The organism is Streptomyces sp. NPDC004126, from assembly GCF_050275515.1.
Classification (GTDB): domain Bacteria; phylum Actinomycetota; class Actinomycetes; order Streptomycetales; family Streptomycetaceae; genus Streptomyces.
The window spans coordinates 22345-48313 of the sequence record NZ_JBNNPF010000056.1 but is presented as its reverse complement, the minus strand read 5'-3'; the positions used below and the strand labels follow the sequence as shown (position 1 = coordinate 48313).

Here is a 25969-nt window from a genome sequence, read left to right as displayed (position 1 = left end):
CGGGCTGGAATTTCGCTGCGCGAAATCCAGCCCCGCCGGCGTCTGAGGCGCGGGGGTCTGGGGGCGGAGCCCCCAGAAAGGGGTCCGGGCGCAGCCCTGGGGGCACCTCCCAGCGGTAGCTGGGGGAGGAACGGGCGAAGGGTGGGTAGGGGACCTCGCCCCGCGCAGCGGCACCCCGCCCAGCGGACCGGGGGCCGAACGGCCCCGCGCAGCGGAGCGGCGGGGTCACCAGGGCGTCGGACAGCACCGCGCAGCGGATCGACGTCCCGTCGGGGTCAGGAGGCAGCGGCCCACCAGGCCCACGCCCGCGTCGAGGGACTCCTCGAACTCCTCCGCCAGATCGGGGGAGCGGCGCAGCGTCCACAGCAGGCGGGCCGACGCCCAGGCACCCGCCCGGGCCCGCTCCAGGCTCCAGGAGCCCAGCAGGTGCGTGAGCGGGTCGGCGACCTCCAGCAGGTCGGGGCCCGGCATCAGGTCCTCCCGGATGCGCTCCTCCAGGGAGACCAGGGTGTCGCCGACCCGGTGGAAGTCCGCTTCGAGGGCCGCCGGAGGGCAGTCCAGGGCGTGGCAGGTGGACACCACCGCCAGGGCCAGGTCGTGCCCGATGTGGGCGTTGATCCCGGCCAGCGCGTGCTGGAGCGGCCGCACGCCCGGGTGGCGCCGGTACTGGAGCAGCGGGCGCCAGCAGGCCGGCGCCCGGTCCGCCTCCACTGCCGTCAGGTACCGCTCCGCGAACCGCACGGCCAGCGTCTGCGCCTGTCGCGGCGCCGGGAACTCGCCCTGGCCGATCCGCCGGTGCAGGGTCTGCGTCACGGTCATGTACACCCGGTTGAAGACGGCGACACCGTCCTGCGCGGGGAGCCGCTCGTCGAGGGCGCGCATCCGCGCGAGTACCGCTTCCATGCAGGGCAGCGTCCCAGCCCGGACGCCCGGCGCGGGGAACTTGGCCGGTGGCTTCGCCGGTTCGGGCGAAGGGCCGTCAACCCCGCTTGTCGCCCCCGGCGTCGTAGTCGGACGTGCCCGAGTCCAGCAGCGGCTCCTGCTCCTTCAGGTGCGCGGGGGCGAAGTAGCGCAGCGCGTGGTAGCCGGTGATCACCACGATCGTGCCGAGCGCGATGCCGCCCAGCTCGAAGCTGTCGGTGAAGTGCAGCTCGACCCCGCCGACGCCGATGATGATGCCCGCCGCGGCCGGCACCAGGTTCAGCGGGTTGCGCAGGTCCACCCGGCCGTTCAGCCAGATCTGCGCGCCGAGCAGGCCGATCATGCCGTACAGGATCACGGTGATGCCGCCCAGCACCCCGCCGGGGATCGCGGCGACGACCGCGCCGAACTTGGGGCACAGGCCGAAGAGCAGGGCGAAGCCCGCCGCCGCCCAGTAGGCCGCCGTGGAGTAGACGCGGGTGGCGGCCATGACGCCGATGTTCTCGGAGTACGTGGTGTTCGGCGGGCCGCCCACCGCGGTGGACAGCATGGACGCCGCGCCGTCGGCGGCGATGGCGGTGCCGAGCTTGTCGTCGAGCGGGTCGCCGGTCATCTCGCCGACGGCCTTGATGTGCCCGGCGTTCTCGGCGATCAGCGCGATGACCACCGGCAGCGCGATCAGGATCGCCGACCACTCGAAGGCCGGGGCGTGGAAGGACGGCAGTCCGATCCAGTCGGCCTTGCCCACGCCGGAGAGGTCGAGCCGCCAGTGGTCCACGGCCTCGGAGCCGCCCACCGTGGAGTGGATCTTCCCGAAGAGCAGGTCGAAGACCCAGGAGACGGCGTACCCGAACACCAGGCCCAGGAAGATCGCGATGCGCGACCAGAACCCGCGCAGGCACACCACCGCGAGCCCGGTGAACAGCATGGTCAGCAGCGCCGTCCACTGGTCCTGCGGCCAGTACGTCGAGGCCGTGACCGGCGCCAGGTTGAAGCCGATCAGCATCACGACCGCGCCCGTCACCACCGGCGGCATCGCCGCGTGGATGATCCGCGCCCCGAACCGCTGGACGGCCAGACCCGCCAGGAACAGCGCCGCGCCCACGGTGAAGACCGCGCCCGTGACCACCGCGCTGTCCCCGCCGCCCGCCCGGATCGCCGCCGCGACGCCCACGAAGGAGAGCGAGCACCCCAGGTAGGAGGGGACCCGGCCGCGCGTCGCGAGGAGGAAGATCACCGTCGCGATGCCGGACATCATGATCGCCAGGTTCGGGTCCAGGCCCATGAGGACCGGGGCGACGAAGCTGGCGCCGAACATCGCCACGACGTGCTGGGCGCCGAGCCCGGCGGTGCGCGGCCACGACAGCCGCTCCTCGGGCCGCACCACCGCGCCGGGAGCGGGCGTCCGCCCGTCTCCGTGCAGGGTCCAGCGCACGCCGAAGCCCATGTCCCACCACTTCCGTTCCGTCGGCCGATCAAGGATCCTGGCCGCCTGCCGGTAGATCACCACAGAGATCACCGCGGAGATCACCGCAGCGGGCCAGCGGATATATTACGGCCGGATAGGGGCTGGTTCGTCCCGATTGGCGGGAGCGGCCGCGCCCGGCACCCGCCCGGTCCGCAGCACCCCCGCCCCCGCGGTCAGCGCGCAGGCCAGCAGGGTGACCAGCCCGAACGAAACCACCAGCGAGCTGGCGTCCGCCACCGCCCCGATCGCCGACGGCGCGATCAGCCCCGAGGTGTACGTGATCGTCGCGACCCCGGCGATCGCCTGCGCCGGAGCCGGCCCGCTGCGCGCCGCCGCCGCGAAGGCCAGCGGCACCACCACCGCGATGCCGAGCCCGATCAGCGCGAAGCCCGCCATGGCCGCCGCCGGCTGCCGGACGCCGACCACCAGCAGCCCGCCCGCGACGGCCAGCACCCCGCCCGCCCGTACGGTCCGCACCGCCCCGAACCGGTCCACCACCCGGTCCCCGGCCAGCCGGGCCAGCGCCATGGTCAGCGCGAACGCGGTGGTGGAGGCCGCCGCCGGCCCGGCCGCCGAGCCCAGCACGTCCCGCAGGTACACCGCCGACCAGTCCAGGCTCGCCCCCTCCGCGAAGACCGCGCAGAAGCCCACCCCGCCGATCAGCAGGGCCGTCCTCGGCGGCCGGGCGAAGCGCGGCGGGGCCTCCTCCTCGCGGGCGGCGCGCAGGTCCAGCACCCCGCGTACGGCGACCAGCCCGGCGGCGGTGAGGGCCAGAGCCGCGACCAGGTGGTGCAGCCGGGCGTCGGCCCCCGCGTGCGCGGCGACCGTACCGGCGGCCGAACCCAGCAGCGCGCCCACGCTCCACATGCCGTGCAGCGAGGACATGATCGACCGGCCGAGCCGGTTCTCCGTCTCCACGCCGAGGGCGTTCATCGCCACGTCCGACATCCCGGCGGTCGCCCCGTAGACGAAGAGGGCCCCGCACAGGGTCCACAGGTTCGGGGCCAGCCCCGGCAGGACCAGCGACAGCGTCCACAGGGCCAGCAGCCCGCGCAGGGCCGGGCGGGCGCCGAAGCGGTGGCTGATCCGGCCGGCCAGCGGCATCGCCAGCGCCGCGCCGAGGGCCGGGAAGCCGAGGGCCAGGCCCAGGGTGCCCGCACCGAGCTGGGCGTGGTCCTGGATCCAGGGGATGCGGGTGGCGAAGGAGCCGGTGACGCCGCCGTGGACGCAGAAGACGGCGGCGATCGCGAAGCGGGCGTGGCGCAGGCGCGCCGGGCTGAGGTCGGGTTCCCCTGTCATGGGAAGTAAACTATCAGGGAGCCTGCCTGATAGTTAGAGCATTTCCTTCCCTAGGATGGGCGCCGTGACCCCTGCCAAGGTGCTGACCCCCGCCGCGACGGCCGCGCCGTCCCCCGCCTCGCCGAGCACGGCCCGGGCCATCAACGACCGCCTCGCCCTCGAACTCCTCCAGGAGGAGGGGCCCCTGACGGCGGCCCAGCTCAAGCGGCTGACCGGACTGTCCCGCCCCTCCGTCGCCGACCTCGTCGAACGGCTCGGCGCGGCCGGGCTGATCGAGGTCGTCGGGGAGTCCGGCGAACAGCGCCGCGGCCCCAACGCCCGCCTCTACGGGATCGTCGCCGGCCGCGCCCACCTGGCCGCCCTGGACGTACGGACCGACAGCGCGACCGCCGTCGTCACCGACCTCCTCGGCCACCCCCTGGCCCGCGCCGCCCTGCCCGTCGACGCGGTCGGCGAGGCCGTGGCCCGGCTGGCGGAGCTGACCCGGGAGGCCGGAGCCCGGGAACTGCACACCGTGGTCGTCGGCGCGCCCGGGCTGGTCGCCCCGGCGAGCGGCGAACTGCGCGACACCGGCGGTCTGCCCGCCTGGCACCGGGACCTGGTGGCCGCCCTCCAGGAGACCCTGCCGGCCCGGGTGCTGGTGGAGAACGAGACCAACCTGGCGGCCCTGGCCGAGCAGCGCGTCGGAGCCGCCCGGGACCTGGACTCCTTCGTGCTGCTGTGGCTCGGCGCGGGCGTCGGCGCCGCCGTCGTCCTGGACGGGCGGCTGCGCCGGGGCGCCTCCGGCGGGGCCGGCGAGATCGGCTTCCTGCCCGTGCCCGGCACCCCCGGCCTGCCCTCCGCCACCGACTGCGGAGGCGGCTTCCACTCCCTGGCCGGGCGCGCGGCGGTGGCCGCCCTGGCGGTCGAGCACGGCTTCACCGGGCCCGTGGAGGAGGCCGTGGCAGGCGCGGCGGGGGAGGCCTTCCTCGACGCCCTCGCCGGGCGGCTCTCCCTCGGGGCGGCGGCCGTCGCCGCCGTCCTGGACCCGGGCTGCGTGGTCCTCGGCGGGGAGCTCGGCCGTGCGGGCGGCCCCGGCCTCGCCGCCCGTGTCGCGGACCGCCTGGCGGCCCTGACCCCCGTCCCGACGGAGGTCCGCGCCACCGGGCTCGGCGGCCCGGCCGTCCTGGAGGGGGCCCGCCTGGCCGCCCGGGCGGCCGCCCAGGACGACCTGTTCGGCTGACCCCCCCCGGCTGAGCCCCCTCGCTCACTTCCTCCGCTGGAGGAACTCCCCGAAGGTGATCCGGCCCACCGCCCGCCCGGGGGCCAGGTTCCCGCCGCGCCGGAAGCCCGCGTACGCCTTGCCCGCGAGCGGCAGCGGGACCACGCGCCGCCTGCTCCCGGTCGCCGCGAGGTAGGCGCGGCCCCAGTCCGCCAGCGTGCGGGTCTCCGGGCCGCCCATGTCGGGCACCCGGCCCGCCGGGACCGGCACGGCCAGCTCCGCGAGCCGGTCCGCCACCTCCTCGACGGCGACCGGCTGGACCCGTACGCCCCCGGGCAGCGGTACCACCGGCAGCTTCGCCGCCGTGGCCACCACCTGCGCCACCAGGTCGTGGAACTGGGTCGTGCGCAGGACGGTCACGCCCAGCCCGGAGTCCTCCAGCATCCGCTCCACACGCCGCTTCACCGCGTAGTACCCGAGCGGCACCACGTCCACCCCGACGATCGAGATGTAGACGACGTTGGTGACGGTCCCGCTGCGCCGGGCCGCCGCGATCAGGTGCCGGGCCGCGAGGTCGTCGCCGCCGCGCGGCGAGCTGGCGCAGTGCACCACCACCTGCGCACGCGCCATCGCCGCGTCCAGCCCGCTGCCGTCCCGCAGGTCCACGGGGAATTCGGGGGAGTGCCGGCTCAGGACCCGGACCTCGTGGCCCCGGGCCCGCAGCCGGTCGACGACCAGTGCCCCGAGGTTCCCGGTGCCGCCGGTGACGAGGATCGTGCTCATGAGGGTGTCCTTCCGCGTGGGAGTGCCTTCCCCCTGAAGACAGAACAGGGCCGCGGAATGTGACGTGCCGCGCGCGGAGGGCCCGGACGCGCGAGGACCCGGTGGCCGCCGGGCCACCGGGTCCTCACTCACGCTCGGTACAGGGGGTCAGCAGGCGCCCTGGTCCTTCCAGACGCCCCACTGGCCGGTGGTGCCGGGCTCCTCGTTCTGCGTCCACCACTGGGCCTTCCAGGTGTGGCCCTTGTGCGAGACCACGCTCCCGGAGTTGTAGACCGTGCCCGCCGCGTACGCCGGGGAGGTGCAGGTCCCGGGGGTGGTCGGCGGGGTCGTCGGCGGGGTGGTCGGAGGGGTGCTGCCGCCGCCCGGCTCGCCGGTGGTGGTGCCGCGCGCCAGGTCACCGGCGAGGGCGTAGGTGGTGCCGGAGATGTTCACCGTCCAGTTGGAGGGCGTGGACACCGGCAGGTAGTAGTTGAACGCCAGGTCGACGGAGGCGCCCGGGGCCAGCGTCTGCCAGGCCGGGAGCTTCAGGGAGACCCGCTGGAAGTCGCCCTTCAGGCCGCCGACGTTGCTGCCGGTGTGCCCGGTGGCGATCACCTTCGTACCGAAGCCGGACTGGTCCGAGGCGTTGGCCGGGGCCGAGGTGCCGTAGTCGAACTGGAACTCGGTGCCGCCGGGCAGCGTGCTCTTCGTGTTGTTGGTGATCTTGAGCTTCGGGGTGATCGGGTAGTTGGAGTCGCCCAGCTTGAACTCGGTGAACTCCGTCTTGATGTCCACGGCCTGCGCCGGAGGCACGGTGGTGGCGCCGGCCTTCTTCGCGCCGTACGGGGTGGCGGCCTTGAACTTGTCGTACATCAGGGAGGTGAGCGTGTCGCCCGGCTCGTACTGGCCCTTGGCGGCGTTGTAGGCGTAGTCGCCGGCCAGTTCCCAGACCATCGTGCCGCCGATGCCCCGGTCGACCACGTAGTCGGCCTTGGCCGCGACGGACTGCTCGTCCTCGGTGGACAGGAAGACCTTCTTCTGCGCGTTCCACAGCCACGGCGCCACCAGCGTGGAGTCGTACTTGCGGGCGTAGCTGCCGGTCAGGGTGGTGTTCGCGGGGAAGCCGTACTTGGCGACGTAGTCGCCGACGACGCCCTTCTCCAGGTTCTTGGCGTGCCACATCGGGTTGGAGCCCGCCGGGGACTCGACCCCGTTGGCGTCCTTGTCGTGCCACAGGTTGTCGATGCCGACCGCGCCGTCACCGCACTTGGTCAGACCGGCGCCCGCCGGGCAGCTGGTGGCCGGGGCCTTGCCCCACAGGCCGTCCGTGCCGCCCTGCACGTTCTTGAAGCCGCGGGTGTAGTACGGCAGGCCGATGTTGATCCGGCCGGAGGGCATCGAGCCGCGGAAGTAGTGGTAGGCCCAGTCGGTGTTGAGGTACCCGACTCCGCCGTACTGCGCGCTGCCGTAGACGCCGGCGGCCGCCAGTTCGGCGTCCTTGCCGTCGTCGAAGAGGGAGGCGTTGGGGCCGACGTACTCGTTCCAGGCGCCGTGCAGGTCGTAGGACATGATGTTGACGTAGTCCAGGTACTTCTGCATCTGGAACGTCTCCATGCCCCGCAGCAGGTAGCCGGAGGAGGGGGCGGCGACGGAGAGCAGGTAGTGCTTGCCGTCGGCGGCGCCCGCGCGGTCGAGCTTCTCGCGCAGCGTCTTCATGAGGACGTCGTAGCCCTTGACCAGGCCGGCCCGGCGGGCGTTGGACAGCTGCCAGTCCAGCGGGTTGCCCGCGTCCTTCATGGTGGTCGGGTACTCGTAGTCGATGTCGACGCCGTTGAACCCGTACTTGCGGACGAACTCCACCGAGGAGTCCGCGAAGGTCTCGATGCCCGCCTGGTTGACCGAGCCGTCGGCGTTGGTGGCCATCGAGTAGAAGCCGCCGGAGGCGACCCGGTTGCCGTCGTCGCCGAAGTAGCCGCCGGTCTCGGCCCAGCCGCCGACCGAGATCAGGGTCTTCACGTTCGGGTACTGCTTCTTGAACTTGTTCAGCAGGTTGAAGTGGCCCTTGTACGGGAGGGCCGGGTCCATCTCGGCCCCCGCGACGCCCGGCCAGGTCATCCCGGTGGCGGCGTTGTTCGCGTTGTCCGACCCGACCGAGATCTTGTTGTCGGCGCCGACGTGGGCGAAGGCGTAGTTCAGGTGGGTGACCTTGGACCACGGGATGTTGTTGGCGAGGTAGGCGGGCGTGCCGTCCTTGCCGGTGCGCCAGCCGGTGAAGTAGCCGATGACGCGGCGCTGGTGGTCGGCGCCCATCTTCTCGCGGCCTTCGGAGTCGTAGACCGAGCAGTACGGGACGTCGACGCCGGTCGTCTTGTAGAGCCCGTCCGGGCGACAGGTCTCGTTGTCGGGGGCGGCGTGGGACACGCCCGCGGAGAGTCCGCCGAACAGCAGTCCGGCGATGGTCGCGCCGGATGCCAGGAGCATCGCTCTCGTACGCGTGGGGGACAGCATGGAGCCTCCTGGGGAGGGGAGGATGGCAGGGCCAACGTGCGGCAACAGGCAGGAAGGTGGCGCTGGTTGGCCCGTGACGTGCGCACGTCGACAGGCCGGCTCCCGGGGAAGATGAAGGGAACGTTAAAAGGACTAGACCAACCCGTCAATAGGTCTGGACCAAAGCGGGGCGGGCGGGGATCGAGACACCGGTGGCGCAATAGGGGCGCTCGAGAACGGCGCCCGTGTGAGCCAGGCCACAGCGCTTCACCCGCATGGCCTCCGATCACCCGTGGCACACTGGCCCTAGTACCAGTAGCAGCGCACTCCGGGGTCGGTGTAATTCCGAACCGGCGGTATAGTCCGCGACCCGTCCGCATCCAGCGGCCGGTTGACCAGGTGAAATTCCTGGACCGACGGTTAAAGTCCGGATGGGAGGCAGTGCGCGGCGGGCCAGTCACCGGTACGCCGCCGTCGGCGGTCCATCGGCGTATCCCCAGCGGATACGTGTCGGACGGACCGTGCTTTCCGGCCTCGGCGTCCCCGCGTGCGCTACCCGCTTCATCTGTCGTATCCCGACAGGCCCCGGAGTCCGTGCCCGATGAGGCAGGAGGACCCGGTGGCGACACACGCCGCGCAGGCAGCACCCGACCCGAGCATCACCGCGATGCGCCGGGCCATCGAGCTGGCCTCCCGCGGACTCGGCTCCACCAGCCCCAACCCCGTCGTCGGCTGCGTCATCACCGACCCCGCGGGCGCCGTCGTCGGCGAAGGCTGGCACGAGCGGGCCGGCGGCCCGCACGCCGAGGTCCACGCCCTGCGCGCGGCGGGGGACGCCGCCCGCGGCGGCACCGCCTACGTCACCCTCGAACCCTGCAACCACACCGGCCGCACCGGCCCCTGCGCCCAGGCCCTCGTCGACGCCGGCATCACCCGCGTGGTCTACGCCGTCTCCGACCCGAACCCGCAGGCCAGCGGCGGCGGAGCCACCCTGCGCGCCGCCGGGATCGCCACCGAGGCCGGCCTGCTGGCCGACGAGGCCGAACAGGGCAACACCGCCTGGCTGACCTCCGTCCGCCTCGGCCGCCCCCACGTCACCTGGAAGTACGCCGCCACCCTCGACGGCCGCAGCGCCGCCGAGGACGGCAGCAGCCGCTGGATCACCTCCCCCGAGTCCCGCGCCGACGTCCACCGGCTGCGCGCCGAGGCCGACGCGGTCCTCGTCGGCGGCGGCACCCTGCGCGCCGACGACCCCCACCTCGCCGTCCGCGGCGTCGACGGAGCCGTCCAGCCGCTGCGCGTCGCCCTCGACACCCGCGCCGGCCTCCCGGCCACCGCCCGCATCCTCGACGACGCCGGCCCCACCCTGATCGTCACCGGCGAGGACGCCGACACCGCGCACCTGCCCGGCACCGACGTGCTGCGGCTGCCGCTGCGCGACGGCCGCCTCCCCCTCGACCTCCTCCTCGCCGAGCTGTACGGGCGCGGAGTGCGCTCCGTCCTCCTCGAAGGCGGACCCACCCTCGCCGGAGCCTTCCTGGAAGCCGGGGCCGTCGACCGCGTCGTCGGCTACATCGCCCCGGCCCTCCTCGGCGCCGGCCCCGCCGCCCTCGCCGGCGCCGGCATCACCAACATCGCCCACGCGGTACGCCTCGACATCACCGAGGCCGTCCGCACCGGCCCCGATCTGCGCATCACCGCCGTTCCCGCCAACGCCCCCAAGGAGCACTGAGTGTTCACCGGAATCGTCGAAGAACTGGGCGAGGTCACCGCCGTCGAGCAGCTCGCCGAGGCCTCCCGCTTCCGCCTGCGCGGCCCCGTCGTCACCGAAGGCGCCAAGCACGGCGACTCGATCGCCGTCAACGGCGTCTGCCTGACCGTCGTCGAGACCGAGGACGGCGAGTTCACCGCCGACGTCATGCAGGAGACCCTCAACCGCTCCAGCCTCGGCGCCCTCGCCGCCGGCTCCCGGGTCAACCTGGAGCGCCCCATGGCACTCGGCGGGCGCCTCGGCGGCCACCTCGTCCAGGGACACGTCGACGGCACCGGCCGGATCCTCTCCCGCACCCCCTCGGAGCACTGGGAGATCGTCAAGGTCTCGCTGCCGGAGAACCTCGCAAGGTACGTCGTAGAGAAGGGCTCTATCACTGTGGACGGCGTCAGCCTCACCGTGGTCGAGGCCGCCGCCGACTACTTCACCATCAGCCTCATCCCCACCACCCTCGCGCTGACCACCCTCGGCATCAAGCAGAGCGGCGACCCGGTCAACCTCGAGGTCGACGTCCTCGCGAAGTACGTCGAGCGCCTGCTGGCCGCCGGCGTGAACCCCCTCCACGCGAAGGAGACGGAGCAGTGACCGCCCTGACCTGGCTCAACACCCAGGCCTTCGAGGTCTTCGGGCAGAAGGTCATCTGGTCCGACATGATCGGCAACCTGATGGGCCTGGCCGCCCTCGCCCTCGGCTGGCGCCGCTCCATATGGACCTGGCCCGCCCAGCTCCTCTCCGGCCTGATCCTGGTCACCGCCTACGCCTCCGCCCACCTCGCGGGCGGCGTCGGCAAGCAGCTCCTGGTGATCTCCGTCGCCGTCTGGGGCTGGCGCGCCTGGCAGCTCGGCCGGCAGAAGGCCCAGGACGGCTCCATCGCCGTCCGCACCGCCACCTGGAAGGAGCGCGGACTGCTCCTCGCCGGAGCCGCCGCCGGCACCCTCGCCGTGGGCGGCCTGTTCACCCTCTTCCCGAACCTGTCGTGGAGCCCGTGGGCCGACGCCTACATCTTCGTCGGCACGATCGTGGCGATGGTGGCCCAGGCCCGCGGCCTGGTCGAGTTCTGGTTCGCCTGGCTCCTCGTCGACCTCGTCGGCGTCCCCCTCGCCTTCAACAGCGGCCTGGCCTTCTCCGGCCTCGTCTACGTCGTCTACTTCGCGCTCGTCCTGTGGGGCGCCTACGACTGGTACCAGCGCTCGCGCACCACCCCCGCCACGGTTCTCGAAGGAGCAACGGCATGACCACCATCCTCAAGTCCGTGCCGGACGCGGCCGACCAGGAGACCTTCCGCCTCGACCCCGTCGAGCAGGCCATCCGCGACATCGCCGCCGGCCGCCCCGTGGTCGTCGTCGACGACGAGGACCGCGAGAACGAGGGCGACCTCGTCATCGCCGCCGAGAAGGCCACCCCCGAGATCGTCGCGTTCATGATGAGCGAGTGCCGGGGCCTGATCTGCGCGCCGATGGAGGGCCCCGAGCTGGAGCGCCTGGAGCTCCCGCAGATGGTCCAGAACAACACCGAGTCGATGAAGACCGCCTTCACCGTCTCCGTCGACGCCACCGCCGAGCACGGAGTCACCACCGGCATCTCCGCCGCCGACCGCGCCACCACCCTGCGGCTGCTGGCCAACGGCACCTCCGAGCCCGGCGACTTCGTCCGCCCCGGCCACATCTTCCCGCTGCGCGCCAAGCCCGGCGGCGTCCTGGTCCGCAACGGCCACACCGAGGCCGCCGTCGACCTCGCCCGGCTCGCGGGCCTGCGCCCCGCCGGCGCCATCGTGGAGATCGCCGGCGAGGACGGCGTCATGCTGCGGCTCCCCGAGCTGATCCCCTTCGCCCGCAAGCACGGCCTGACGATCATCTCCATCGAGGACCTGATCGCCTACCGCCGCTCCTCCGAGCCGACCGTCCGCCGCGAGGCCGAGGTCAGCCTGCCGACCGCCGCCGGAGACTTCACGGCGTACGGCTACCGCTCCACCGTCGACGGCATCGAGCACGTCGCCCTCGTCCACGGCGAGATCGGCGACGGCGAGGACGTCCTGGTCCGGATGCACTCCGAATGCCTGACCGGCGACATCTTCCAGTCCCAGCGCTGCGACTGCGGCCCCCAGCTCCAGGCCGCCATGGCCCGCATCCAGGCCGAGGGCCGCGGCGTGGTCGTCTACCTGCGCGGGCACGAGGGCCGCGGCATCGGACTGCTGTCCAAGCTGCGCGCCTACGAGCTCCAGGAGCGCGGCCGCGACACCCTGGACGCCAACCTGGAACTCGGCCTGCCCGCCGACGCCCGCGACTACGGGGCCGGCGCCCAGATGCTCGCCGACCTCGGCGTCCGCAGCGTCCGGCTGCTGACCAACAACCCCGACAAGTCGGACGCCCTCGTCCGCCACGGCATCGCCGTCGCCGGCCGGGAGCCCATGCCCGTCGAGGCCGGGGAGCACAACCTGCGGTACCTGCGCACCAAGCGGGACCGGATGGGCCACGACCTGCCCTGGCTGGAGGGTGCCGTACCCACCTCCGCCTGCGGCAACCAGTAGCCACCCACCAAGCAGACACACCACCCGTACCCACCCAACCGAAACACCGAGGAGCAGAGCTGTGAGCGGCAAGGGCGCACCCGAACTGAGCGTGAAGAACTGCGGAGACCTCCGGGTGGCCGTGATCGCGGCCCAGTGGCACGAGAAGGTCATGGACGGTCTGGTCGACGGCGCCCTGCGGGCCCTGCACGAGCTGGGCATCGACGAGCCCACCCTGCTCCGCGTCCCGGGCAGCTTCGAACTCCCCGTCGTGGCGAAGGTGCTGGCCGGCCGCGGCTACGATGCCGTCGTCGCCCTCGGCGTGGTCATCCGCGGCGGCACCCCGCACTTCGACTACGTCTGCCAGGGCGTCACCCAGGGCCTGGTGCAGGTGTCGATCGACACCGGAGTCCCCGTCGGCTTCGGCGTCCTGACCTGCGACAACGACGAGCAGGCGCTGGACCGCGCCGGCCTCGAAGGGTCGAACGAGGACAAGGGGCACGAAGCGGTCACCGCCGCCGTCGCCACCGCCATGACGCTGCGTACCGTCAGCGAACCCTGGCGGTAGTCCAAGGAGTGAACCCCGGCACCGGGGGACCCGGGTGAGCCCGTACTCTAAGGGCATCATGGCGAACGAACCCACCAAGAGCTTCGAAGAGCTCTTCACGGAGCTCCAGCACAAGGCCGCCAACGGCGACCCCAGCACCTCCCGCACCGCCGAGCTCGTCGGCAAGGGCGTCCATGCCATCGGCAAGAAGATCGTCGAGGAGGCCGCCGAAGTCTGGATGGCCGCCGAGTACGAGGGCAAGGAAGCCGCCGCCGAGGAGATCTCCCAGCTGCTCTACCACGTCCAGGTGATGATGGTGGCGCGCGGGATCTCCCTCGACGACGTCTACGCGCACCTCTAGGCCGGAGCCCGCCGTACCGGAGCCCGCAGTACCGGGGTCGGGGCCCCCGCCCCGCCCACACCCTTCGCACCTACGCACCAAAGGAAGCCCATGCTGCGCATCGCCGTCCCCAACAAGGGTTCACTCTCCGGACCGGCGTCGGCGATGCTCCATGAGGCCGGCTACCGCCAGCGCAAGGAGTCCAAGGAACTCGTCACGGTCGACCCCGACAACGAGGTCGAGTTCTTCTACCTCCGCCCGAAGGACATCGCGATCTACGTCGCCTCGGGCAAGCTGGACATCGGCATCACCGGCCGCGACCTGCTGCTCGACTCCGGCGCCAACGCCGAGGAGATCCTGCCGCTGAACTTCGGCCGGTCCACCTTCCGCTACGCCACCAAGCCCGGCACCGCCAAGGGCCCCGAGGACTTCGGCGGGATGACGATCGCCACCTCGTACGAGGGGATCGTCGCCAAGCACCTCGCCGACCAGGGCATCGACGCCTCCGTCGTCCACCTGGACGGCGCCGTCGAGACCGCCATCGAGCTCGGCGTCGCGCAGGTCATCGCCGACGTCGTCGAGACCGGCACCAGCCTGCGCAACGCCGGCCTGGAGGTCATCGGCGAGCCGATCCTCCAGTCCGAGGCGACCGTCATCCGCCGCACCGGCGCCGGCGTCGAGGACCCCAAGGTCGCGCAGTTCCTGCGCCGCCTCCAGGGCGTCCTGGTGGCCCGCAGCTACGTGATGATGGACTACGACTGCCGCGCCGAGCACCTGGAGCGCGCCGTCGCCCTCACCCCGGGCCTGGAGTCCCCGACGATCTCCCCGCTCCACAACGAGGGCTGGGTCGCGGTCCGCGCCATGGTCCCCGCCAAGGAGGCCCAGCGGATCATGGACGACCTGTACGAGCTCGGCGCGCGCGCGATCCTCACCACCTCGATCCACGCCTGCCGCCTCTAGGACGGTCCCGCCGGCAGGGGTCCGCACCCGGACCCCTCCCGGCCCCACCGCCCCCGTACGGCGCAGCACCCCCGCGCCGTCTCCCGTACGCGACCCCAGAAGGCCCAGCGCACCATGAGCGAGTCCGCCGCCCACCCCGCACCCCCCGCCCTGCCGGTCACCTTCCGGCCGAACCGCACCCGGGCGGTGCTGCTCAGCGTCGGGACCGTCATGTTCGCCACCATCACGGCGATCGCGCTGCTCCTGGAGAACCTCAGCCCCGGCGAGCGGGTCAGCTTCGTCTTCACCGCCGCCCTGATGGCCTCCGTCCTCGTCCTGCTCAGCCGCCCCAAGGTGGTCGCGGACGAGAGCGGCGTCACCGTGGTGAACCTCACCACCACCCGCCGCCTGGAGTGGGCGCAGATCCTCCGCGTCAACCTCCGCCCCGGCGACCCGTGGGTCTTCCTCGACCTCAACGACGGCACCAGCCTGCCCGTTCTCGGCATCCAGCCCGGCGTGGCCAGGGCCCGGGCCATCGGCGACGCCCGCGCCCTGCGCGCCCTCGCCGAAACCCACGGAACCGGCACAAACGACCACTGACCCGGCCGGGCCCCGTCGCTGCGTCCCATTGCGGCGGCGATCTCAATGACTACCCTGGTGGCGGGGCGCGCCCGTGCGCCCTCCCACCGCCCCGGGACCCCGTGGCCCGTGGGCACCTGCGACCAGAGGAGTGACTCCCTCCAGCAATGGACGGATCGTCCGGTAGTACCCGCGCCGCCCTCCCCACGGAGGCGGCGGCATGACCATCCCGCTACTGCTGCTCGTGGCGGCCTTCGCACTGATCCTCGCCAACGGTTTCTTCGTGGCGGCCGAGTTCGGCCTCGTCACCGTCGAGAAGCCCGAGGCCGAGCGCGCCGCAGCCGAGGGCGACCGCCGTGCCCGCACGGTCGTCGAAGCCCTGCGGGAGCTGTCCTTCCAGCTCTCCGGCACCCAGCTCGGCATCACCATCACCTCGCTCGTCGTCGGCATGCTCGCCGAACCGGCCCTCGCCGGCCTGCTGTCGGGGCCGCTCGCCGCCACCGGCCTGCCCGCCGGAGCCGTCTCCGGCATCGCCGTCTTCACCGGCATGCTGCTCGCCTCCGCCGTGCAGATGGTCGTCGGCGAGCTCGTCCCGAAGAACTGGGCGGTCTCCCGGCCGCTCCAGGTGGCCCGCTTCGTGGCCGGTCCGCAGCAGGCCTTCTCCCGGGCCTTCCGGCCCGTCATCGCCGGCCTCAACTCCGTCGCCAACCGCCTCGTGCGGGCGCTCGGCGTGGAGCCCGCCGAGGAGATGGCCTCCGCCCGCACCCCCGGCGAACTGGTCTCCCTGGTCCGCCATTCGGCCCAGGCCGGCGCCCTCGAACAGGACACCGCCGACCTCTTCGTACGGACCCTCTCGCTCGGCGAACTCACCGCCCAGCACGTCATGACCCCCCGCGTGAAGGTCAGCGCCCTCCAGGACACGGCCACCGCGGCCGACGTGCTGAACCTGACCCGGGCCACCGGCCTGTCCCGCTTCCCGGTCTACCGCGAGCGCATCGACGAGGTCACCGGCGTCGTCCACCTCAAGGACGCCCTCGCCGTGCCCGAGTACGAACGCGCCCGCACCTCCGTCGCCCGGATCTGCGTCGCCCCGCTGCTGGTCCCCGGCTCCCTGCCGGTCCAGCCCCTGCTGGAGCGGCTGCGCAGCGAACAGCCCATGGCCGTGGTCGTCGACGAGTACGGCGGCACCGCCGGCGTGGTCACCCTGGAGGACATCGTGGAGGAACTCGTCGGAGAGGTCCGCGACGAGCACGACCTCGCCGAGGACGACAGCCCCGAACTGGCCGCCGTACCCGGCGAGGACGGCCGCCCCTCCTGGGAGGCCGACGGCAGCTGCCGCGTGCAGACCCTGCGCCGGATAGGCCTCGAAGTGCCCGAGGGGCCCTACGAGACCGTCGCCGGGCTCGTGGCCGACCTCCTCGGCCGGATCCCCTCCCCCGGGGACCGGGCCGAGCTGCCCGGCTGGAAGCTGTCCGTCCGTCAGGTCCGGCGCAACCGCGCGGAGCGGGTGCGCCTGGTACGCCTCACCGCCGTGCCGGCCCCCGCGAGCGGCCGCCCGGCCGCCGAGCTGGAAGGCGCCGCCCTGTGAACGCGCTCCAGCTCCTCTTCGCCCTGCTCCTCGTCCTGGCCAACGGCTTCTTCGTCGGCGCCGAGTTCGCGCTCGTCTCCGTACGCCGCAGCCAGATCGAGCCGCTGGCCGCCGGGTCCAAGCGGGCCCGCCAGGTGCTGTACGGCCTGGAGAACCTGCCGCGCATGATGGCCGCCGCCCAGTTCGGCATCACCATGTGCTCGCTGACCCTCGGCGCCGTCGCCGAGCCCACGGTGGCCCGGCTGCTGGAGCCCGTCTTCCACGCCCTGCACGTGCCCGAGGGCCTGATCCACCCCCTCGGCTACGTGGTGGCCCTGTCGGCGGTCGTCTTCCTGCACCTGGTCATCGGCGAGATGGTCCCGAAGAACCTCGCCATGGCCGCCCCCGAGAAGACCGCCCTGTGGTTCAGCCCCGGGCTGGTCGCCTTCGCCCGCCTCTGCGGCCCCGTCACCACGGCGCTCGGCGCGTGCGCCGCGCTGGTCCTGCGGCTGTTCAAGGTCGAGCCGAAGGACGAGGTCGAGGCCGTCTACACCAGCGCGCAGCTGGGCCGGCTGGTGGAGGACTCCCGGCAGGCCGGGCTCCTCGAACCGGTCGAGCAGGAGCGCCTGGAGGACGCCCTGGAACTGGGCAGCCGCCCGGTCACCGACGTCCTGCTCAGGCGGGACCGCCTCGTCACGGTGGGCCCGGCCGTCACCCCCCGGCAGATCGAGCAGCTGACGGTCCGCACGGGCTACTCCCGGTTCCCCGTCCGCTCCGAGGCCGGGGCGTTCATGGGGTACCTCCACGTCAAGGACGTCCTCGACCTGGAGGACCGCGAGCGGGCGGTACCGCAGCGGGTGTGGCGCCGGATGACCACCCTGTGCTCCACCCTGCCGCTGGACGACGCCCTCAGCGTCATGCGCCGCGACGCCACCCACCTGGCCCAGGTGGCCGACCCGTCGGGCCGGATCCTGGGCCTGGTGGCCCTGGAGGACGTCCTCGAAATGCTGGTGGGCGAGGTCCGCGACCCCGCCCACCGGCCCTTCGCCCGCGCCTGATCCGGCTCAGCCCGGGACGAGTGCCTCCCACTCGTCCCGGGTCGGGCCGTCGTGCCCCGGCGCGAAGTCCGGGTTGGCCTCCAGCCAGGCCGTCACGGCCCGGTCCACCTCCTCGCTCCCGTAGGCCTCCGCGGCCGGCAGCAGGAGGTGGCGGACCCGGGCCCGGGCCCGCATCACCACCGGGTCCTCGAAGGCGCAGGCGCCCACGGCGGCCGCCCGCCGGTCCGGCGACGCCGGGGCGCTCTCGGCGAGGCGCTGCTCGTTGGCCCGGTCGGCGGCCACCTGGTCGTCGAACCACGGGCGCAGGTTCCGGACCGTCCACTCGTGGTAGCCGGACGGGTCCGAGGCCGTCTCGTCGGCGTGGGCGGCCAGGTACCGGGCGGCGAGCAGGCCGAAGGCGACGCCGTGGCCCAGCGTCGGGTTGGTGTGGACGAGGCTGTCGCCCGCGTTGACCAGGCCGGTGACCACCGGCCCGGCGTCGTCGGTCAGGGAGGTCCAGCGGTTGGGCAGGCCCGCCATGGGCAGCACGGCCGACTGCGGTTCGGGGTCCAGGCCGAGCCAGGCGGCGGCAGCGGGGAAGCGGCGGGCGGCGGCCTCGAACACGGCCGGGTCGGTGACCGCGCTCCGGGTCGGGTCGCCCGTGGAGAGCACCAGGTGCACCGCGAAGGTGTCGTTGTCGGACGGGAACACCCCGGCGAGCGCGAACGGCGCGGCCGAGCCGGTCTTCACCTTCCCGGGGTCCCGGGGGCCGTCGGCCCGCAGCGCGTACCAGCGGCAGAAGTAGGCGAGCCCGGTGCGGTGGCTGTCGACGACGGGTGCCCGGCAGCCGGCCGCCGTGAGCCAGGCGGGGACCGGCGAACGCCGCCCGGACGCGTCGACGACCAGATCAGCCCCGTGTTCCGCGTCCCCCACCCGCACGCCGGTGACCCGCGGCGGGCTGCCCTCGGCGAAGGCGAGCCCGCTCACCCGGCTGCCGTGCCGCACCTCGACGGCCGCCTCCCGGCGCACCGCCGAGGCCAGCGCCGCCTCCAGCACGATGCGCCGGGTCCGCAATGTCACCAGCTCCTCGTCCCCGTCCCGGACCGGCGGGTGCTCGCCGAACCAGTCGAAGTCGTGGTACTCCCGGGCGCCGCGCGCCAGCAGGTCCGCGTAGACGTCGGGGGTCTCGGCGCGCAGGACGCTGCGCACGGGGGCGAGGAAGGAGTGCGGCTGCACGGCCTGCGGGACCCGGGGCCGGTCCCATGCGAAGAAGTCCCGGTCGAGGTCCTCCCCGACCCCCCGGACGTCCTGCTCGTACAGGGTGACCGCATGGCCCCGCCGTCCGAGCAAGAGGGCCGTTCCCAGCCCGCTGACACCCCCGCCTATCACTGCAACCCGCGCCACTGAGGCTCCCCTTCGCGTCGTGTTGCGGATCGACCCTACAGGCCGGGTGACCCCCGCCCGGCCACCGGGTCGCCCCGCCGGCACGCCCCGCAGCCCGTCAGGAAGGGCTCGGGCCACGCCCGGAGAGCACTTCCCCGTACGCCTGCATGAGGTCCGGCAGCCGCAGCGTCGCCAGGTCCTCCCGCGACGGCTCACCGGCGAACCCCGCCAGCCGCAGGTCCCGGTAGGCGCAGCTCTTCTCGTACAGCGTGCGCAGGAACCGCCCGTTCCCCAGCTCGTCGATCCAGCCCTGCTCCACCACGTGCCCGCTGATGCTGCGCAGCTCCTCCCGCGCCTCCTCGTCCCAGCCGTCCCCGTTCGCCTCCGCCAGCACCCCGCCGATCGCGGTCAGTTCCGCCGGCCGGTAGCTCGGGAAGTCGACCCGGGTCGTGAACCGCGAGGACAGCCCCGGATTGGCGGCCAGCAGCCGGTCCATCCCCGCCGGGTAGCCCGCCAGGATGACGACGAGGTGGTCCCGGTTGTCCTCGGCCCGCTTCAGCAGCACCTGCAGGGCCTCGTCGCCGTACGCGTCGCCCTTGCTGTAGCCCGAGTTGGACAGGCTGTACGCCTCGTCCACGAACAGCACCCCGCCGATCGCGGAGTCGATCAGCTCGTTCGCCTTGACCGCGGTCTGCCCGAGGAACTCCCCTACCAGGTCGGCCCGTTGGGCCTCCACCAGGTGGTCCCCGCCCAGCAGGCCCAGCGCGTAGAAGACCCGCCCCAGGATCCGGGCCACCGTGGTCTTGCCCGTTCCCGAGGGCCCCGAGAAGACGAAGTGCCGCTTCGGCGGCTGTACCGGAAGGCCCTGCGCGGCCCGCAGCCGGGCCATGTGCAGCTGCGCCGACAGCGCCTTCACCTGCCGCTTCACCGGCTCCAGGCCGACCATCCGCTCCAGCTCCGCCAGCGCCTCGGCGAGCAGCGCCGGATCGGGCGGGCCGGCCGGCAGCCCGGGCGGGGCGCCCTGCGGGGGCACCGGCAGCCGGTGCCGTACGCCCTCCAGCCGGCCCGTTCCCGGCGGCTCCCCGGGGGTCGGCGGATCGGCGTCCACCTGCCCGTCCGGCGCGATGTCCTGGACCGGGCCGCCCCCGCCGCCCCCGCCCCCGCCGCCCAGGGCGACCGCCGCGTAGTGCCCGGCGAAGCCCTCGCTCAGGTGGCCGCCGTACCCGCCGTACCCGAAGGCGTCGGCCAGCCCGGCCATGTCGTCGGGGTCGGTGCTGTCCTCGATCGCCGTCAGCCGGGCCGCGGTGTCCATGAACGCCGGGTCCACCCGGTGGACGGCCCGGTACAGCGGCAGTGCCGCCGCGCTGCGCCCGGTGCCCTCGCGGGCCCGCGCCAGCCAGTAGCGCAGCTCCTTGCGCTGGGGCTGCTCGCTGCGGCAGCGCATCAGCGCGGCGGACAGCATCGGTTCCGCCTGCCCGTACATCTCCAGCCGGACCCGGGCCATCCCGCCGAAGAGCCCCGCCTCGATCCCGAGCAGCGGGTCGAGCACCAGCGGCTCGGTGTGCCGTACGAGCTGCTCCCAGTCCTTGACCAGGTAGGCCCGGCAGGCGTGCAGGAACCGGACCTGGGGATCGGTGTCGACCGGCGGCAGCGCGGCGAGGGCCTGGTCCAGCTCGGGGACGTGGCGGCCGTCCAGCCAGTGCGAGGCGTGGGCCAGCAGCAGGTCCCGCCGGCTCTCCAGCACCGGCTGCACCCACCAGCCCAGCCAGTACCAGGAGTTGAGGGTTCGCCGGTGCCGGGTGCGCTGTTCGCCGAAGCGGTCCCGGTGGGCGTACATCCGCAATAAGGCGTTGGTGGTGTCCACCCGCAGCGCGTGCAGTCCCAGCCAGGCGTCGGCCATGGTGGGATCGAGCCCGACCGCCGTGCGGAACTCCTCCTCGGCCTGCGGGTACGCGCCCATCGTGCAGGCGTCGACCCCGCGGAGCCAGGCGAGTTCGGCCGGAGCGTGTGCGCTGCCCGGCATGCCGAAGTCCATCACATCCCCCACAAGCATGCCCCGTGGTGCGCGGCAAACTCCGCGTCGCGCACCAGAGTTGTCGACCCCGCCGATGAAATCAGGGCTGCATCGTACCTGCGGTGACGCACCTTACCCAGGGTGCGGTGGGCACGGGTCGTGGGCGTGCCCCGGAAGCGCAGGGTAACTCAGGGTGAAGAAGGGCGGGCGCAGTGACGCGCGGCGCACCGGTCCCGGGCAGAACGAAGCCCCCGATCACGGGGGAACAATCGGGGGCTTCGCGTCCGCGGCGGCCCTTGCGGACCGCGCATTCAGAACGTACGGCGGTTCCCGGGCCCGGGTCAAGCGGGTCGGGGAAGCCCCGTGCGGCCGTCGGGGCGCGGCCGCTCAGGCCTGGGGGAGTCCGTGACGCTCGGTGACGGAAGGGGCCGTTCCCGGGGTCGCAGAAGCCCCGGAAGTCCACTCGTATCCCGTACCACTCTGGTGTACCAAGGTGTCCGCGAAGGGGCGTGAAGGGTCGTCCGAGAAGTGCGCGAGCTCCGCGCGCTCCCATCCGTCCCAGAAGTCGGAAAGCTCCTGTCCGTCCCGGTTCCGCCCGCGCCCCCAGGACCTCTCCCGCGGGGTCTCCATCCACAGCAGCCGTGCCAGACGGGGCCGCAGTGCCCGCCGTCCCGCCCCCACGCCCTCGACGAGCAGCACGGGCGCGGGCTCCAGCACCCGCTCGGCGGCGAACCGGCGCTCCACCCAGTCGTACGGGGCCCAGTGCGCGGCCCGTCCGGCGGCCAGCGGCTCCAGCACCTGCGCCCGCAGCCGCCCCGCCCAGCCGAACGGCTCCTCGTGGGTGGCCACGTCGTCCAGGTGCAGCACCGGAGCGCCGCCCAGGGCGTCGGAGAGCCGCCCCGCGAAGGTGCTCTTGCCCGACCCGGCGTGCCCGTCGATGCCGATCAGCCGCACCGGGCCGAGCGAGGGCGGCAGGGCGGCGAGCTCCCGCGCGAGTGACTCAAGTGACTGCTGTGGCTCCACCCGGCCAGGGTACGGGCCCCCGACACGGGCCCCGGGCTTCGCCGCCGCACGGCCGGGAACTGGAAGGGTGGAGCAGCCGCACCACCAGACCGACCCCCTGGGGGAACAAGCCGATGACCGCACCCACGCCACGCAGGGCCCTGCTGGCCGTCGCCCTCGCCGCCGCCACCGCGGCCACCGTCCCCGGCGGGCGGGCCTCGGCGGCCTCCGACCCGGCCGCCGCCGGCCCCGACCGGGGCCCCGCCCCGGCCCCCGAGGGCGCAGGCGGGGACGCCGCCGGGGACGCCGCCGCGGAGGCGCCCGCCGGTGCGGCCCCGGCCCGGACGGTCGACAACCGGTTCTGGTACGCGTACGCCCACTGGCAGGCCGGCACCCACCGCGGCACCACCGCCGTCGCCGGCGCCCGGCCGGGGCTGGAGATGGCGGCCCCGGCCGGCCGCACCGAGTACACCGACCCCCACACGGCCCGGAAGTCCGCCTGGGAGTACGCCACCTGGACCTCCCCCGTGCACCGCACCACCGTCCCCGCCACCGAGGCCATCGCCTCCTGGAACGCCCGCACCCCGGCCGGCACCTGGATCCAGACCGAGCTGCGCCCCTCCTACGGCGACGGCACCTCCGGCCGCTGGTACGTGATGGGCCGCTGGGCCGCCGGCGACGGCGACATCCGCCGCACCTCCGTCGACGGCCAGACCGACGGCCGCACCACCGTCTGGACCGACACCCTGGCCGTGGACGCCCCCGCCGCGGCCGCCGGCCTGCGCATCACCGGCTGGCAGCTGCGCCTCACCCTCCACCGCAGGCCCGGCGCCGCGCAGGGCCCCAAGGTCTGGCTGGCCGGGGCGATGGCCTCCGCCGTCCCCGACCGCTTCACCGTCCCGGCCTCCGCCCCCTCGGGCCGGGCGCACGAGCTGAAGGTCCCGCGCTACTCCCAGGAGGTCCACGCCGGCCAGTACCCCGAGTACGACAACGGCGGCGAGGCCTGGTGCAGCCCGACCTCCTCCCAGATGATCATCGAGTACTGGGGGCGCAGGCCCAGCGCCGCCTCCCTGGGCTGGGTCCGCCCCGGCTACGCCGACCCGCAGGTCTGCCACGCGGCCCGCTCCACCTACGACGCCGCGTACAAGGGCTGCGGGAACTGGCCCTTCAACGCCGCCTACGCGGCCACCTACCGCGATCTGGCAGGCGTCGTCACCCGGCTGACCTCCCTCACCGACCTGGAGACCCTGGTCCGCGCGGGGATCCCGGTCATCACCTCCCAGTCCTTCCTCGCGCCGGAGCTCACCGGGGCCGGCTACGGCACCGCCGGGCACCTGATGACGGTGATCGGCTTCACCGCTGCCGGGGACGTGATCGCCAACGACCCGAACTCACCGGACAACGACTCCGTCCGCCGCGTCTACCGGCGCCGGGAGTGGGAGAACGCGTGGCTGCGCACCAAGCGCCGGAACGCCGCCGGGAAGACCGTCTCGGGCACCGGCGGCATCTGCTACCTCTACGCCCCGGCCCGGCCCGGCGCGGACCAGGTCAGGGCCCTGCGGGAGGTCGGGGTGCTGTGAGGCGCGGACCCGGCCGCCGACCGGCGGGAAAGGTCCGCTCGCCCGTGTGGCTTAACGGGCTGAATATGGGCATAAAGGGCGTATAAGGCTTCTCTAGGAGGCAGCCCACCATGACCACCCATTCGAGCATCGAACAACACCCGGACCTTGCCGAGATGCGGACTCGGTTCGAGCGGGTGACGAGCACTCCCGCCGCGCAGGCCGTGGAGGCACTGGCCCTGATCTCGGGCCTGTACCTGGCGGCCTCGCCCTGGATAGCCGGGTTCAGCGTGCTGGGCCCGCTGGCCGTCAACAACCTGATCGCCGGTCTGGCCTTCTGCCTGTGCATGGGCGGACTGGGGACGGCGTACGAGCGCACGCACGCGATGGCCTGGACGGCCGTCGCGATCGGCGCCTGGACCATCGTGGCCCCCTGGGTCATGGCCGGTGAGATGGACACCACCCGCAGTGTCGTCAGCAACGTCATCACCGGCGCGGTCATGCTGTGCCTGGGTCTCGCCATGGTCTCCATGGGCGGAGGCCGGCGCACGACGACCTGACCGGGAGCGCATCCCGCCGCCGGGCCCCGGCAGCACCTCCGGACACCGGAGGCCGCCGGGGCCCGGCGGCGTGACCGGCGCCACCGGTGACGCTCGTCATATACCGCGAAAGCCGCGAACGCTGGCACATTGGACGGCATGACCGCACACACCGCAGCCCTCACCGCCCGCGCCCGCCGCCTCGTCGGCACGGGCGGCCCCAAGGAAGACTCCGCCTGGCTGGAGCACGTGCTCGGCTGGACCCTGGTGGTCGTCGTGGCCATGTTCGTCACCCAGCTCGGCCTGATCTGACCCCGTCCGACCGGTCCGACCGGTCCGACCCGTCCGACCCGTCCGACCCGTCCGACCCGTCCGACCCGTCCGACCCGGCCGTCACGAGGCTCCCAGCCGCAGGCCCTCCGTGACGATCACGTCCGAGGTGACCAGCGCGTGCTCGGCGCTGACCCGGGTCATGAACACGAACGGCGGGATGACCGGCGGGGCCGGCAGCCCGTCCGGGCTGAAGGTGACGCACAGCAGCCCCTCGATGCACCCGCTGAACCTCGTCAGGTACAGGGTCACGTCCCCGCGCAGCTCCAGGGAGTCCGCGGCCAGCGCGTACTCCTCGCCCCCGTCACGCGTGTGGAGCCGGTAGTCGCGCAGCGACGCCGCCGCCATCCGCAGCACCAGCACCCTGCGGGGCCCGTCCGCCGTGGGCAGCTCGGTGACGCCGGCCAGCGCGAAGCCCCGCGGCGCGAACAGCGAGGTGGTGACCGTCGGGGGAGTGCGGGCCGCCGTCGGCGGTCCCGCGGCGACCGGCTCCGCCCGCGCCTGCGGGGCCCCCGAGGCCAGCGCGGCCAGCAGTACGACGGGCAGCACGGCGGCCGGCAGCCGCGACGCCCCGCCGGCGGCCTCCCCGCCCCCGGCCTCCTCCCCGGGCTCTTCCGCGGCCGCTTCCTGTGCCAGCGGGGTCCAGCCGAAGCCCAGGGCGCTGCCCGCGATCCCGAGCAGCATGCCGACGAGGAACCCGCCCAGGTTGGTCGCCACGAAGGACAGCACCGACAGCAGCAGGGCGTGCACCGACACGTACGCCCGCGCCTGCGGCAGGAACCACAGGAACAGCCCCGCCACGATCAGCGCCGCCCCGATCCCGATCGCGGCGATCCCGCCCAGCCCCAGGCTGACCAGCACCGTCAGCGGCGAGAGCGGGACCAGCAGCAGCTCGGCCCCGCCCAGGACCAGCAGCAGGCCGCCCCAGAACGGCCGGGTCCGGCGCCAGGCCCGCAGCCGCGCCCGCGCGCCGCGCAGCGGCAGGGACGGCGCCGGCGCCAGGGGCCCTAGAAGCACGTCCGGCCGTCCAGGCTCACGTCCAGCGTCATGCCCTTGAGCCGGAAGTTGCCGCCGGTCGCCGACCAGGCGTGCGACTTCACGCCCACGACCTCGATGTTCCCGGCCTGGAGGCCGAACTTGCCGGGTTCGCCCCGCACCCCGTCCACCTGGTCGAGGGTGGAGGCGTCCCGGCCGATCTGCGCCGTGCCGAAGGTGGCGTCCCCATTGAGGTCCTCGCCGTCGATGACCAGGTTGCTGGCGGTCACGTTCCCGGCCGGCCCGCCGGCGGTCAGTTTGAACACGACCTTCCCCAGCGGGGTGTCGACCTCGGCGGACTGGCAGATGTCGCTGAGGGTGGCCTCCCCGATGCCCAGCAGCGCCACGGGGTGCCCCTTGCCGTCGACGGAACGGTCGGTGTGCACGTAGGAGGCGAGCCCCTTGCTGCTCAGCTTGGAGGAGGAGACCTGGAAGGAGGTCCCCGAGACGGCGAAGGAAGCGGCGAGCGCCCCCTGCGCCGTCACCACCCCCAGCACCCCGACCAGGGCGGCCGCGGGCAGCGCGACGAGCGCCGACCTCCGCCAGTCGACCCGGCCTTCGGCGGCCGCTCTGTTGCCCTTGCCCATGATGTGCCTCCCGTGTGGATTCCGGAGGATCGGTGCGAAAGGAGCGCGACAGGCAGGTCTGCCATACTGCGGGCAAATCCTGTGGCGGTTCGAGGC

At 73.5% G+C, this 25969-nt stretch carries 24 protein-coding genes and 1 riboswitch; of the genes, 14 read left to right on the top strand and 10 right to left on the bottom strand.

Annotated features, from left to right (window positions below; genetic code table 11):
* Positions 1 to 225: 225 nt before the first annotated feature.
* The 3 genes from ACQKM2_RS34395 to ACQKM2_RS34385 form a co-directional block, all read right to left on the bottom strand.
* A complete protein-coding gene (locus tag ACQKM2_RS34395; RefSeq protein WP_427716844.1) occupies positions 226 to 903 on the bottom strand; it encodes a DUF5995 family protein in 678 nt (225 codons plus the stop codon).
* Between the two features lie 76 nt (positions 904 to 979).
* Positions 980 to 2368, bottom strand: a complete 1389-nt coding sequence (locus ACQKM2_RS34390; RefSeq protein ID WP_427716848.1) for a uracil-xanthine permease family protein — start codon at positions 2366 to 2368, stop codon at positions 980 to 982.
* Positions 2369 to 2473: 105 nt separating this feature from the next.
* Positions 2474 to 3688 carry an MFS transporter gene (locus ACQKM2_RS34385; protein ID WP_427716842.1) on the bottom strand — a complete coding sequence of 405 codons (1215 nt, stop codon included), beginning with the start codon at positions 3686 to 3688 and terminating at the stop codon, positions 2474 to 2476.
* A 55-nt stretch (positions 3689 to 3743) separates the two neighbouring features.
* On the opposite strand from ACQKM2_RS34385, the gene ACQKM2_RS34380 reads away from it, so the two are divergent.
* Positions 3744 to 4910 (top strand): ROK family transcriptional regulator, encoded by a 1167-nt coding sequence (locus ACQKM2_RS34380; protein WP_427716841.1) that lies wholly within the window; start codon positions 3744 to 3746, stop codon positions 4908 to 4910.
* Positions 4911 to 4934: 24 nt separating this feature from the next.
* Here ACQKM2_RS34380 and ACQKM2_RS34375 read toward each other — a convergent pair whose 3' ends face one another.
* Together ACQKM2_RS34375 and ACQKM2_RS34370 are read right to left on the bottom strand one after the other, a co-directional pair.
* Positions 4935 to 5672, bottom strand: a complete 738-nt coding sequence (locus tag ACQKM2_RS34375; RefSeq protein WP_427716839.1) for an SDR family oxidoreductase — start codon at positions 5670 to 5672, stop codon at positions 4935 to 4937.
* A gap of 147 nt (positions 5673 to 5819) precedes the next feature.
* Positions 5820 to 8159: a chitinase C-terminal domain-containing protein gene (locus tag ACQKM2_RS34370; protein WP_427716837.1), complete on the bottom strand. Its 2340-nt coding sequence runs from the start codon at positions 8157 to 8159 to the stop codon at positions 5820 to 5822.
* A 298-nt stretch (positions 8160 to 8457) separates the two neighbouring features.
* A riboswitch (FMN riboswitch) is annotated at positions 8458 to 8587 on the top strand.
* Positions 8588 to 8739: 152 nt separating this feature from the next.
* Between ACQKM2_RS34370 and ribD the strand changes: the two genes are divergently transcribed.
* The 10 genes from ribD to ACQKM2_RS34320 all read left to right on the top strand — a co-directional run bounded on the left by ribD (position 8740) and on the right by ACQKM2_RS34320 (position 17445).
* Complete coding sequence (ribD, locus tag ACQKM2_RS34365) at positions 8740 to 9870, top strand: bifunctional diaminohydroxyphosphoribosylaminopyrimidine deaminase/5-amino-6-(5-phosphoribosylamino)uracil reductase RibD (RefSeq protein ID WP_427716836.1); 1131 nt, start codon at positions 8740 to 8742, stop codon at positions 9868 to 9870.
* Positions 9871 to 10494: a riboflavin synthase gene (locus tag ACQKM2_RS34360; RefSeq protein ID WP_427716834.1), complete on the top strand. Its 624-nt coding sequence runs from the start codon at positions 9871 to 9873 to the stop codon at positions 10492 to 10494. It abuts the gene before it with no gap.
* The gene (locus ACQKM2_RS34355; RefSeq protein ID WP_427716832.1) at positions 10491 to 11144 is read left to right on the top strand and encodes a nicotinamide mononucleotide transporter family protein; all 654 of its coding nucleotides are present in this window, start codon (positions 10491 to 10493) and stop codon (positions 11142 to 11144) included. Before ACQKM2_RS34360 ends, ACQKM2_RS34355 begins: the two co-directional genes overlap by 4 nt.
* Complete coding sequence (locus ACQKM2_RS34350; protein ID WP_427716830.1) at positions 11141 to 12436, top strand: bifunctional 3,4-dihydroxy-2-butanone-4-phosphate synthase/GTP cyclohydrolase II; 1296 nt, start codon at positions 11141 to 11143, stop codon at positions 12434 to 12436. The genes ACQKM2_RS34355 and ACQKM2_RS34350 overlap by 4 nt, the downstream gene beginning before the upstream one ends.
* Before the next feature lie 61 nt (positions 12437 to 12497).
* Positions 12498 to 12983, top strand: coding sequence for a 6,7-dimethyl-8-ribityllumazine synthase (gene ribH, locus ACQKM2_RS34345; RefSeq protein ID WP_427716828.1), 486 nt, complete (start codon positions 12498 to 12500; stop codon positions 12981 to 12983).
* A gap of 58 nt (positions 12984 to 13041) precedes the next feature.
* A complete protein-coding gene (locus ACQKM2_RS34340; protein ID WP_007262950.1) occupies positions 13042 to 13323 on the top strand; it encodes a phosphoribosyl-ATP diphosphatase in 282 nt (93 codons plus the stop codon).
* Positions 13324 to 13413: 90 nt separating this feature from the next.
* A complete protein-coding gene (gene hisG, locus ACQKM2_RS34335; protein WP_125603397.1) occupies positions 13414 to 14262 on the top strand; it encodes an ATP phosphoribosyltransferase in 849 nt (282 codons plus the stop codon).
* 114 nt (positions 14263 to 14376) lie between these two features.
* The gene (locus ACQKM2_RS34330; RefSeq protein ID WP_427716826.1) at positions 14377 to 14841 is read left to right on the top strand and encodes a PH domain-containing protein; all 465 of its coding nucleotides are present in this window, start codon (positions 14377 to 14379) and stop codon (positions 14839 to 14841) included.
* A 199-nt stretch (positions 14842 to 15040) separates the two neighbouring features.
* Positions 15041 to 16408, top strand: coding sequence for a hemolysin family protein (locus tag ACQKM2_RS34325; RefSeq protein ID WP_427716824.1), 1368 nt, complete (start codon positions 15041 to 15043; stop codon positions 16406 to 16408).
* Positions 16405 to 17445 carry a hemolysin family protein gene (locus ACQKM2_RS34320; protein ID WP_427716823.1) on the top strand — a complete coding sequence of 347 codons (1041 nt, stop codon included), beginning with the start codon at positions 16405 to 16407 and terminating at the stop codon, positions 17443 to 17445. Before ACQKM2_RS34325 ends, ACQKM2_RS34320 begins: the two co-directional genes overlap by 4 nt.
* 6 nt (positions 17446 to 17451) lie before the next feature.
* Here ACQKM2_RS34320 and ACQKM2_RS34315 read toward each other — a convergent pair whose 3' ends face one another.
* The 3 genes from ACQKM2_RS34315 to ACQKM2_RS34305 form a co-directional block, all read right to left on the bottom strand.
* Positions 17452 to 18828 (bottom strand): FAD-dependent oxidoreductase, encoded by a 1377-nt coding sequence (locus tag ACQKM2_RS34315; protein WP_427716821.1) that lies wholly within the window; start codon positions 18826 to 18828, stop codon positions 17452 to 17454.
* Positions 18829 to 18925: 97 nt separating this feature from the next.
* Positions 18926 to 20842 carry an AAA family ATPase gene (locus ACQKM2_RS34310; protein WP_427716820.1) on the bottom strand — a complete coding sequence of 639 codons (1917 nt, stop codon included), beginning with the start codon at positions 20840 to 20842 and terminating at the stop codon, positions 18926 to 18928.
* Between the two features lie 366 nt (positions 20843 to 21208).
* Positions 21209 to 21844, bottom strand: coding sequence for a uridine kinase family protein (locus ACQKM2_RS34305; protein WP_427716818.1), 636 nt, complete (start codon positions 21842 to 21844; stop codon positions 21209 to 21211).
* A gap of 113 nt (positions 21845 to 21957) precedes the next feature.
* Here ACQKM2_RS34305 and ACQKM2_RS34300 point away from each other — a divergent pair, with 113 nt between their 5' ends.
* The 3 genes from ACQKM2_RS34300 (at position 21958) to ACQKM2_RS34290 (ending at position 24233) form a co-directional block, all read left to right on the top strand.
* Complete coding sequence (locus ACQKM2_RS34300; protein ID WP_427716817.1) at positions 21958 to 23403, top strand: peptidase C39 family protein; 1446 nt, start codon at positions 21958 to 21960, stop codon at positions 23401 to 23403.
* A gap of 110 nt (positions 23404 to 23513) precedes the next feature.
* Positions 23514 to 23942 (top strand): SPW repeat protein, encoded by a 429-nt coding sequence (locus ACQKM2_RS34295; protein WP_427716815.1) that lies wholly within the window; start codon positions 23514 to 23516, stop codon positions 23940 to 23942.
* A 138-nt stretch (positions 23943 to 24080) separates the two neighbouring features.
* Positions 24081 to 24233 (top strand): SCO1431 family membrane protein, encoded by a 153-nt coding sequence (locus ACQKM2_RS34290; RefSeq protein ID WP_386275185.1) that lies wholly within the window; start codon positions 24081 to 24083, stop codon positions 24231 to 24233.
* An 81-nt stretch (positions 24234 to 24314) separates the two neighbouring features.
* On the opposite strand, the gene ACQKM2_RS34285 is transcribed toward ACQKM2_RS34290, so the two are convergent.
* Positions 24315 to 25268 (bottom strand): DUF6114 domain-containing protein, encoded by a 954-nt coding sequence (locus tag ACQKM2_RS34285; protein WP_427716814.1) that lies wholly within the window; start codon positions 25266 to 25268, stop codon positions 24315 to 24317.
* Positions 25259 to 25873, bottom strand: a complete 615-nt coding sequence (locus tag ACQKM2_RS34280; RefSeq protein WP_427716812.1) for a DUF6230 family protein — start codon at positions 25871 to 25873, stop codon at positions 25259 to 25261. Before ACQKM2_RS34280 ends, ACQKM2_RS34285 begins: the two co-directional genes overlap by 10 nt.
* Positions 25874 to 25969: the final 96 nt, after the last annotated feature.

Bases quoted from the DNA above. Each gene is read 5' to 3' on its own strand.
- ACQKM2_RS34300 (WP_427716817.1), top strand. From the start codon at position 21,958: ATGACCGCACCCACGCCACGCAGGGCCCTGCTGGCCGTCGCCCTCGCC.
- ACQKM2_RS34370 (WP_427716837.1), bottom strand. From the start codon at position 8,159: ATGCTGTCCCCCACGCGTACGAGAGCGATGCTCCTGGCATCCGGCGCG.
- ACQKM2_RS34385 (WP_427716842.1), bottom strand. From the start codon at position 3,688: ATGACAGGGGAACCCGACCTCAGCCCGGCGCGCCTGCGCCACGCCCGC.
- ribD (WP_427716836.1), top strand. From the start codon at position 8,740: ATGAGGCAGGAGGACCCGGTGGCGACACACGCCGCGCAGGCAGCACCC.
- ACQKM2_RS34390 (WP_427716848.1), bottom strand. From the start codon at position 2,368: ATGGGCTTCGGCGTGCGCTGGACCCTGCACGGAGACGGGCGGACGCCC.
- ACQKM2_RS34295 (WP_427716815.1), top strand. From the start codon at position 23,514: ATGACCACCCATTCGAGCATCGAACAACACCCGGACCTTGCCGAGATG.
- ACQKM2_RS34280 (WP_427716812.1), bottom strand. From the start codon at position 25,873: ATGGGCAAGGGCAACAGAGCGGCCGCCGAAGGCCGGGTCGACTGGCGG.
- ACQKM2_RS34380 (WP_427716841.1), top strand. From the start codon at position 3,744: ATGGGCGCCGTGACCCCTGCCAAGGTGCTGACCCCCGCCGCGACGGCC.
- ACQKM2_RS34375 (WP_427716839.1), bottom strand. From the start codon at position 5,672: ATGAGCACGATCCTCGTCACCGGCGGCACCGGGAACCTCGGGGCACTG.
- ACQKM2_RS34340 (WP_007262950.1), top strand. From the start codon at position 13,042: ATGGCGAACGAACCCACCAAGAGCTTCGAAGAGCTCTTCACGGAGCTC.
- ACQKM2_RS34310 (WP_427716820.1), bottom strand. From the start codon at position 20,842: ATGGACTTCGGCATGCCGGGCAGCGCACACGCTCCGGCCGAACTCGCC.
- ACQKM2_RS34325 (WP_427716824.1), top strand. From the start codon at position 15,041: ATGACCATCCCGCTACTGCTGCTCGTGGCGGCCTTCGCACTGATCCTC.
- ACQKM2_RS34290 (WP_386275185.1), top strand. From the start codon at position 24,081: ATGACCGCACACACCGCAGCCCTCACCGCCCGCGCCCGCCGCCTCGTC.
- ACQKM2_RS34350 (WP_427716830.1), top strand. From the start codon at position 11,141: ATGACCACCATCCTCAAGTCCGTGCCGGACGCGGCCGACCAGGAGACC.
- ACQKM2_RS34395 (WP_427716844.1), bottom strand. From the start codon at position 903: ATGGAAGCGGTACTCGCGCGGATGCGCGCCCTCGACGAGCGGCTCCCC.
- ACQKM2_RS34330 (WP_427716826.1), top strand. From the start codon at position 14,377: ATGAGCGAGTCCGCCGCCCACCCCGCACCCCCCGCCCTGCCGGTCACC.
- hisG (WP_125603397.1), top strand. From the start codon at position 13,414: ATGCTGCGCATCGCCGTCCCCAACAAGGGTTCACTCTCCGGACCGGCG.